Origin of the sequence: Haloplanus sp., assembly GCF_028275055.1 — an archaeon.
Taxonomy (GTDB): domain Archaea; phylum Halobacteriota; class Halobacteria; order Halobacteriales; family Haloferacaceae; genus Haloplanus.
In genome coordinates this window covers 19,166-27,633 of record NZ_JAQCNJ010000041.1, presented here as the reverse complement: position 1 = coordinate 27,633, position 8,468 = coordinate 19,166, and the positions used below count along the sequence as shown (strand labels likewise).

Here is an 8,468-nt window from a genome sequence, read left to right as displayed (position 1 = left end):
CCGCACCTCGACGCCAAATTCGAATTTGGTCGCCTCACGAACCCGTTGATCGCAATCGATACCCAGGGGAGACTTCCACGGCTATCCGTCAACGATACCGTCTCGCCTCGGGATCTGGCCGGATCGGCGCTTGTGGTGGCAATTGCCTGCTACATGGGGTTCAGTGCCGGAGCCTCGAACGCGGCGAACGCAGTCGCCCCGCTTGTCGGCAACGGGTCGCTTGACCCCAGCCCGGCGATTCTCCTCGCAGTCGGGGCCATCAGCGTGGGCGGCTTTACGATTGCTCGGCGGACGTTGGCGACCGTTGGCAACGATATCACTGAGATGCCGATTCTGGCTGCGCTCATCGTCTCGACCGTAGGGGCGACGATCATCACCGTCCTCTCGTGGCTCGGAATTCCAGCCAGTCTCGCCGTGAGCACGACCAGTTGTATCATCGGACTCGGCTGGGGCCGTGCAAGCCGAGCGCAGACGCTCGCGGAGATAATCACACAGTCCCCTCCCGGTGACTCCGCTCCAAAGTTTACCACCGGTGCACTCAAAATTCACTCAGTTGAATATACCAGAGGAGTCACTGCGGGCCCAACTGTGGGTGAACTCGCTGAAGGCGAGACCCCTCACCCGAACAGAAAGCACACAGTCGGGGATGGTGTGTCCGGTGTTGGAGAAAAAGACCCGGAGGAACTCTCCGCCGAAGGCCTGTTCCACCACACAGCGGCGGCTCGCGTCGTGACACTCTGGGTGATCACCCCGATGATGTCGTTCGCGGGGTCCTATGTCCTGTTTTCACTCCTCGGCTGAGAGAACACCTCGTCTGGCCATCGGTCTCGACTGTGGTCGGAGGCACCGCCCATCTACAGGAATCGCACGCAAACGGTAGGATCGATATCGTTGATATCAGGATCGCTGTACTGACCTGATCCGCTGCATTCAGGACAAAGTTACTGACAGCACCTCGGTAACTCACTCAGACACTGCTGAATACAGCGTACATGTTCATCGAAGAGTTCAAACAACAGAACCGTTGACGGTGGTGTAGCGTGGTTTTCCAGTACCAATATTTATTTTTCACAGATACCACCATTAGAAGGGAAGCTAATGGCATGGAAAAATAAAGTCAAAAAACAACTCATCCAGTATCAGCGAGATGAAGACACATCTAAATTCAGTTTGCAAAAATGTTATCAGTTCTCTGAGGACGGACTTTCGGCAGAATATCCGGATAATACTTCCGTTTGAGCAAAAATCAGGCAAGTGCTTCAGCAGTTACGAGATCAGGGTGGAATCAGATTCAAAAATAATAGCGAAAATTACATTTATACTGGCGAGGAGGATTCGGAAGACAGGGAACTGAATAGTGTCGAAATTATTGAACAGCTGGAATCCGAGTTCAAGAACTTCTGAAACGCTGGAAGGACTATTTTTCAACTAAATTGGTATTGATGTATACACTCTCCGTGTTCAGCAACGCCCCCGTCACCCACTCGATCTTTGTCACTAACGGCGACCGGTGCAGAGACGTAGTTCACCACGTCTCGTCATCGACCGATATCAGAGCCCCCGACACCGCTAATGCGTCGCGCTTGGGTCAATGATCCGTTCGAGGTCGAACAACTGCAGATCGTCACGGTCGGCCGCTGCTTCCCGAACGGATCGCGTGAACCCGTTTCGGGCGAACAGCGCATACTCGTGATTGAGTTCGCTCCCATCGGGCGACCATCGAATTTCATCAGTATGGTCTTCGAGCGAGGCGAGCGCGCTGTAATCGAGCGGCGCGGACGTGAACTTGCACTCCCCCGTCACCATCGTTCCGTCTGCAGCGAACCCAACCACATCCACCTCGTACTCGTTGTACCACCAGCGGCCGATATCGGTGAACAGCAGATCGGGATAGCAATCAGGAAGGATGGCCTGACAGCGATTTTCGAACTCCCGACTCACGACGTCCGCAAGCTCCGGTTCGATGACCGCCTCGTAGGCGTCGACGCCCAACCGCTCGTGCCGGTCTTCGTTGCCGTAGACGAACCGGAACCAGAACCTGAACAACGGATCGAGAATCCGGTACCGCCCGCGGCGTGACTTCGTCTTGTCCTCCGTCACCGGCACCTCACGTTCGACCAGTCGCAGCCGCTCCAGTTTCTGCGTGTACGTCGAAATTTGCTTACCATCGATCCCGATCGTTTGTGCGATATCGTTCGACGCCGTGTTTCCGGCCGCGATCGCTTTCAGAATGGCAAAGTACCGGTTCGGCTCGGTCAATTCGGTGCGAAGCACGTACTCCGGCTCGTCGTGCAGGAACCCCTGTCGTGACAGCAGCGACCCCTGAATGACCGTTCCGAGGTCGTCGTCCAGTTCGACGCCGTCCAGATAGTACGGTGTCCCGCCGAACACACCCAACGCGAACAGCAGCCGTTCGGGGGTATAGCTCTCGGGGAAGAACGTGCGCGCGGCAGCAAAATCGAGTTGACGGAGGTCGATCTTCTCGGTGAACCTGCCGTACAGCGGACTGTTCCCGAGGAGTGTCGACTCCTCCATCATACTGATCGAGGATCCGACGAGGACGAGGGTCACGCCAGTGTCACGCAATTCCTGATCCCACAGTCGCTGGATCACCGACGGGAGGCTCTCGTCGGCATCGATCAGGTATGGGAACTCGTCCAGTACGATGACCGCATCCTGGTCGGCGAGATACCCGAGCAACGACTCCCACTCGTTCTCGATCCGGTCGATTCCTGGAAACGACGCTGCCGCCACGTCCACGAACGCATCCAGTTGGATCCGTTGAGTTGTTTCGGTTGCCTGGTACAGGACGGCGTCATCGCGGCCGTCCAGTGACTCTCGGACGAGTTCGGTCTTCCCGAGACGGCGACGCCCGACAATCACGACCATGTCGGCGTCGTCCGACGCATAGCAATCTCGAAGCCGACTGAGTTCGTCCTCCCGATCCACGAAGCGCTCCATATCCTCTGATTGGCGTCCAGCCACATGAAATTCCTGAATAGCCTAACCCAGAATAGCCCAATCTGGAATAGGCTATCCGGAAACTGTTTTCTGGATATAATACGGTGACAGCAGAAACGACCGATCGACGCAACCGACGTGTTGCCCCCACAACGAGCGAACGATTATTGGGGTATCGCTCTCGGTCATCAACGAAGGCACGACAGCGGCGACCCGCATTCACAGTATGAGTGAACTCCAGATTGCCCGAAATTTATGTTCGGCTCGGCAAACGTGGAAATATGGGTTTCAGGCAGTCACGCGGTCGAATCCGTTGGCTCAGAATCGTGTAAACGCTGGATGGGCCCTGCCGGATTCGAACCAGCGATCACCCGGTGTCCCATGGCGACGACGGGCTCGTCGGCCAGTATGAGCCGGGGGCTTTAACCGGACTAAGCTAAGGGCCCGCATTTTGCTACTCTGTCGCCGTCGTCTTGAACGTGCCGGACCCTTTCGAGGCGGAGCACGAGACCAAAAGGTTGAGTACGCACATTCTCTACTAACTGGACAACCATGGACGCCGTCGGCGTCGTGATCCGCCGACAACCCCCACGTCGCGCACACCTATGACAGACACGCTCGCCTCCAACGTTCTTCTCGTCACCGTCGATTCCCTGCGGACCGACGCTATCGAACCGTACGGCGGCGAGTACGAGACGCCGACGTTTTCGGCGATTGCAGACCGGGGTGTCGTTTTCGAAAACGCCTTCGCGCATGGCAACTGGACGCCGATGTCGTTTCCGTCCATCCTCGCGTCGCGTCCGGCCTTTGCCGACACCGGGCGCATCGGCGTCGACGGCGCGACGACGCTCGCGGAACGCGTCCGTGACGCCGGCATCGCGACCGGCGGATTCAACGCCGCGAACGGCTTTCTGACCGAACACTGGGGCTACGACGACGGCTTCGGCGACTTCGACGCGTTCGTCGGTGGCGGCGGCGACGGCCGGGCGGGCGAGTTTGTCGCCGCACACCCCACGTGGGGGGCGTGGCTGCAACTTCTCACCTCGCCGTTCCGACGGGTCGGCAACATCGTCCGTGGTGGCTCGGACGAACAGCCGTTTACCGACGCCTCACGGATGCTCGACATCGAGCGCGGCGCCACCTCGTTCGTCGCCGAGACCGACGAGCCGTTTTTCCTGTGGATCCACTACATGGATGCACACACGCCTTACGTTCCCGCGCCCCGCTACCTCCGCGAGATGTCCGACCGGCGGGTCGGTAAGGTTCGGATGCTGGTCGCACACGTCCGGACCGGCCTGGGCTGGTCGGTTGGCGACCGCACTCTCGCCGATCTTCGTACCTTGTATCAGGGCGCGGTCCGGCAGATCGACGCCAGTTTGGCGCGGGTTCTGTCGTCGCTCGACGACGCGGGCATCGGTGACGACACCGCCGTTGTCGTCGCCGGGGACCACGGCGAGGAGTTCATGGACCACGGCCATCTCTCGCATTACCCCAAGCTCTACGACGAACTCGTCCACGTCCCGCTCATGATCGATATCCCGGGGCTGGAATCCAGCCGGGTGGCCGCCCACGTCGGCCTTGATGCCATCTCGCCGACGGTCTGTGACATACTCGGCATCGACCCCGCCGACGGCTGGACCGGGAAGAGCCTCGTCCCGACGATCCGTGACGGGAGCGCACCACGGTCAGATCCCGTGGTGAGCGTCGCCGTTCGCGGCGACGACGTGACACAGCAGCCGATCCCTCGCCGCCTCGAGGAGGGTGACCTGCTGGTGAGCGCCCGGGAACGTGACTGGGCGTACATTCGAAACACCGTCACCGGGGCCGAGGAACTGTACGACCGACGGTCCGACCCGGAGCAGCGGACGGATCTGTTGGCTGCCGATGACTCGGTGGCTCCCGAGACCCCCGCCGCTCGCGCCCACGACCGCCTCCGCGATGCCGTCCGCGACCACGTGGCCATCTTGGAAGCCATCGACCCCAACGACGATGACGACGGCATCGGCGACGACATCGAGACTCGACTCGAAGCCCTTGGCTACCGGTAACCCATCGATGCTTCGACGCCTCCTGCGGGCGGTGCTTGTCGGTCCCGAGGCGTCTCAGATCCGGCGGTTCTTTGTCGTCGGAACCGTGGCGGCCGGGTTTCAGACGGCGATGCTCGGCGCACTCGTCGAGGTCGGCGACCTCCAGTATCTGTTGGCTGCCGCCCTCTCCATCGAGACGACAATCCTTCTCCAGTACGGCGTCAACAACCGCTGGACGTTCCACGCCTCGCGACACGACGGGTGGCGGGAGTACGCGAACGGGCTCTTCCGGACGAACCTGGTCCGTGGTTCTGCCATTCCGATCCAACTCGGCGTCCTGTACGCTCTCGTCTCGGCCGCGGCCGTTCCGTACCTCGTCGCCAACGGCGTCGGTATCGTGATCAGCGGTGTCTACCGCTACCTGCTCGAATCGCGGTGGACGTGGGGCTGACCTGTCGGCCGGCGAACGCGTCGCTGTTCGGTCACACACCGCAAAGAAGCGCCGTCGCCAGGGCTCGAACCTGGGACCACCTCGTTAACAGCGAGGTGCTCTACCATCTGAGCTACGACGGCTTCGACCTGGCGTAATCGCAGTTGGCTCAAAGGGCTTTCGTTTTCACCCGCTCCCGTCGGCCGGTCGGGGGCGACCGACACGCTTTCGCCCGCACGGCCGAATCGGTGTTACATGAGCGAGTTCGACGCCGTCGCCGCCCGCGTGTCCGACCGCGTGACGCCGGACGAGGCGGAACGCGAGGCGCTCCGGTCGGCCGTCGACGCCCTGACCGGCCGGATTCGGGATGCCGTCGCCGACCTCCCGGTCGACGGGCGGATCGTGCAGGTCGGCTCGACCGCCCGCGGGACGTGGCTCGCCGACGACCGCGACATCGACCTGTTCGTCTGCTTTCCCCCCGACACCGACCGTGCCGACTTGGAGACGTACGGTCTCTCTGTCGGCCGGACGGCGCTCCCCGACGCCCGCGAGGAGTACGCCGAACACCCGTACGTCACCGGCGAGTTCCACGGCTTCGACGTTGATCTCGTCCCCTGCTACGACGTCGAGGACGCGACCGCGATCCAGTCGGCGGTCGACCGCACCCCATTCCACGACGCCTACCTCCGGGAGCGCCTCACCCCGGAGCTCGCAACCGACGTGCGCCTGTTCAAGGCCTTTCTCATGGGGATCGGTGCCTACGGGAGCGACCTCAAGACCCGCGGGTTCTCGGGCTATCTCTCCGAACTGCTCGTTCTCGAGTACGGCGGCTTCGAGGCGCTGCTTCGGGGGGCCGCCGACTGGCGACCCCCCGTTCGCTTCGACCCCGAGAATCACGGCACCGAGTCGTTCGACGACCCACTCGTCGTGATCGATCCCACCGACCCCACGCGCAACGTCGCCGCCGTCTGTGCGCCGGAGAACGTCGCTCGCCTCCAACACTACGCCCGGAACCTCCTCGACGACCCATCCGACGAGCCGTTCGTGTCTGCCGACCCCGATCCCATCGACGCCGACGCCGTCCGCGCCCACCTCGACCGCCGGGGAACAACCCCGGTCGCCGTCGTTTTCGAGACACCGGACATCGTCGACGACCAACTCTACCCGCAACTCCGAAAGTCACTCAACGGGATCGCAAGCGAACTCGACCGCCGTGGCTTCAAGCCGGTCCGGTCGACGACGGCCGCCGGCGACCGCGCCGTCCTGTTTGTCGAACTCGCGGTCGACGAACTCCCGACTGTCCGCCGACACCGTGGCCCGCCGGTCCACGTCCGTGAGCACGCGACCGGATTCTACGACGCCTACGCCGACGGCGACGCGTACGGTCCCTTTCTCGATGACGGCCGCTACGTCGTCGAGCGGTCCCGCGAGTTCAGCACCCCCGGCGAACTCCTCGGGGGCGACGCCATCTTCCAGGTGGCTCTTGGCACACACGTCGAACGCGCCCTTGAGGACGGCTACGAGCTACTGGTCGGCGAGGCGGCCGCGTCGCTGGCCGACGAGTTCGGCGTCGCTTTCGCGCGCTACTTCGATCCCACGCCTTAGAGGTCGTGGGTCGAGCGGACCCGATCGAGCAGGCTTCGGGTGGCGTCGATCGGGTCGTCGTCGCTGGCCACCGGCGCCCGGCCGTCGAACGTCTCGTGAACGGTCGCGACGCTCTCCGAAAGCGTATCCAGCCCGTAGCCACCTTCGAGAACGAACGCGAGGGCAGCACCCATCTCACCGGCCACCTCACGAACCCGATCGGCCAGGAGTGCGTAGCCCTCGGTCGAGACGCGCAGCCGTGAGATCGGATCGTGGCGGTGGGCGTCGAAGCCCGCGCTGACGAGGAGGAGGTCGGCGTCGAACCGCTCGATGGCGGTCGCGATCGCCTCGAACGCCGCCAAACAATCCGCGTCTCCCGCGCCCGACCGGAGCGGGACGTTGAGCGTCGTCCCCTCGCCTGCGCCCGTCCCGACCTCGTCGACCGCGCCTGTGCCCGGAAACAGACCTTTCTCGTGGATCGACGCGTAGAACACGTCCTCGCGGTCGTAGAAGATATCCTGGGTGCCGTTGCCGTGATGGACGTCCCAGTCGAAGACCGCCACCCGGTCGGCATCGCCCCGGGCGATGGCCGTCCCCGCGGCGACGGCGGCGTTGTTGAAAAAACAGAACCCCATCGCGTTGTCGGCAACGGCGTGGTGACCCGGTGGTCGGCCGAGCGAGAACGGCGTCTCGCGGCCGTCGTCGCCCGCGAGGGCGCGCTCAGCGGCCCACTGTGCGAGTCCCGCACTCGTCAGCGCGGCCTCCCACGTCCCCGACGAGGCAACGGTGTCCGGATCCCAGTCACCCCCGCCTTCGGCACAGAACGAGCGGAGATCGTCGATGTAGCCGTCGTCGTGGACGACCGACACCGACTCGGCCGACGCCGGGTCGGCCGAAACGTATTCGACACCGTGACGGCGGGCGAGCTGTCGGCGGACCGCCCGCAACCGGTCGGGCGTCTCCGGGTGTCGGGCGCCGGTGTCGTGGTCGAGACAGGTCTCGTTGTAGCCGAACTGCATCTATTCGAAGAGGGCGAAGTACGTCTGGATGTCCTCGGCCTGGATCGTTCGCCTGTCGGCGTGGTCGGCGAGCGTTGCCGCCGCCGAGGCGACGTTGTCGGCGTAATCCTCCAGAATATCGGCGAGGGCGATTCGTGCGTCCATCGAGACGCGGTAACGATTGCCGATGTCGAGCCGTGCGATCCGGTCGACCGGCGCGACCGGCAGTTCGAGCGAATCGCGGTTGACCACCCGTTCGACGCCGAAGTCGGCGGCCATCAGCGTTTTTCGGCCGTCCGCCGTCGCCTCCTCGGCCGCACCGACGGCGAGGTCCGCCCCGTGGCGCTGGATGCGCCTCGCGAGTTCCTCCGCCGCGTCCGCGCTCACACGGAGGTCGCCCGCGTTCCGACGGATAATCGTGTCTACCGGGGCGAACGGTAATTCGACGCTCATACCCCGATACGTGTC

7 protein-coding genes and 2 tRNA genes are annotated in these 8,468 nt (G+C 63.0%); 4 read left to right on the top strand and 5 right to left on the bottom strand.

From position 1 onward, the window contains the following. The coding region (locus Q0925_RS05665; protein WP_299332660.1) for an inorganic phosphate transporter at positions 1-801 on the top strand (801 nt) is incomplete at its 5' end. A 768-nt stretch (positions 802-1,569) separates the two neighbouring features. Here the strand turns inward: Q0925_RS05665 and Q0925_RS05660 are convergent. Then, complete coding sequence (locus Q0925_RS05660; protein ID WP_299332658.1) at positions 1,570-2,961, bottom strand: ATP-binding protein; 1,392 nt, start codon at positions 2,959-2,961, stop codon at positions 1,570-1,572. Positions 2,962-3,301: 340 nt separating this feature from the next. Then, positions 3,302-3,407 (bottom strand) — tRNA-Ile (locus tag Q0925_RS05655). Positions 3,408-3,566: 159 nt separating this feature from the next. Here Q0925_RS05655 and Q0925_RS05650 point away from each other — a divergent pair. Both Q0925_RS05650 and Q0925_RS05645 read left to right on the top strand, forming a co-directional pair. Beyond that, a complete protein-coding gene (locus Q0925_RS05650; RefSeq protein ID WP_299332656.1) occupies positions 3,567-5,009 on the top strand; it encodes a sulfatase-like hydrolase/transferase in 1,443 nt (480 codons plus the stop codon). A 7-nt stretch (positions 5,010-5,016) separates the two neighbouring features. Further along, complete coding sequence (locus tag Q0925_RS05645) at positions 5,017-5,439, top strand: GtrA family protein (protein WP_299332654.1); 423 nt, start codon at positions 5,017-5,019, stop codon at positions 5,437-5,439. A gap of 49 nt (positions 5,440-5,488) precedes the next feature. On the opposite strand, the gene Q0925_RS05640 is transcribed toward Q0925_RS05645, so the two are convergent. Next, a tRNA-Asn gene (locus Q0925_RS05640) sits at positions 5,489-5,561 on the bottom strand. 112 nt (positions 5,562-5,673) lie between these two features. Here Q0925_RS05640 and cca point away from each other — a divergent pair. After that, entirely contained in the window at positions 5,674-7,023 is a 1,350-nt protein-coding gene (cca, locus tag Q0925_RS05635; RefSeq protein WP_299332650.1) for a CCA tRNA nucleotidyltransferase, read from the top strand. On the opposite strand, the gene Q0925_RS05630 is transcribed toward cca, so the two are convergent. Both Q0925_RS05630 and Q0925_RS05625 read right to left on the bottom strand, forming a co-directional pair. Then, positions 7,020-8,021, bottom strand: coding sequence for a histone deacetylase family protein (locus Q0925_RS05630; protein WP_299332646.1), 1,002 nt, complete (start codon positions 8,019-8,021; stop codon positions 7,020-7,022). The genes cca and Q0925_RS05630 overlap by 4 nt on opposite strands. After that, the gene (locus Q0925_RS05625; protein ID WP_299332643.1) at positions 8,022-8,453 is read right to left on the bottom strand and encodes a histone family protein; all 432 of its coding nucleotides are present in this window, start codon (positions 8,451-8,453) and stop codon (positions 8,022-8,024) included. It abuts the gene before it with no gap. Positions 8,454-8,468 lie beyond the last annotated feature (15 nt).

Coding starts and splice junctions, on each gene's coding strand:
- Q0925_RS05650 (WP_299332656.1), top strand. CDS start 3,567: ATGACAGACACGCTCGCCTCCAACGTTCTTCTCGTCACCGTCGATTCC.
- Q0925_RS05630 (WP_299332646.1), bottom strand. CDS start 8,021: ATGCAGTTCGGCTACAACGAGACCTGTCTCGACCACGACACCGGCGCC.
- Q0925_RS05645 (WP_299332654.1), top strand. CDS start 5,017: ATGCTTCGACGCCTCCTGCGGGCGGTGCTTGTCGGTCCCGAGGCGTCT.
- cca (WP_299332650.1), top strand. CDS start 5,674: ATGAGCGAGTTCGACGCCGTCGCCGCCCGCGTGTCCGACCGCGTGACG.
- Q0925_RS05660 (WP_299332658.1), bottom strand. CDS start 2,961: ATGGAGCGCTTCGTGGATCGGGAGGACGAACTCAGTCGGCTTCGAGAT.
- Q0925_RS05625 (WP_299332643.1), bottom strand. CDS start 8,453: ATGAGCGTCGAATTACCGTTCGCCCCGGTAGACACGATTATCCGTCGG.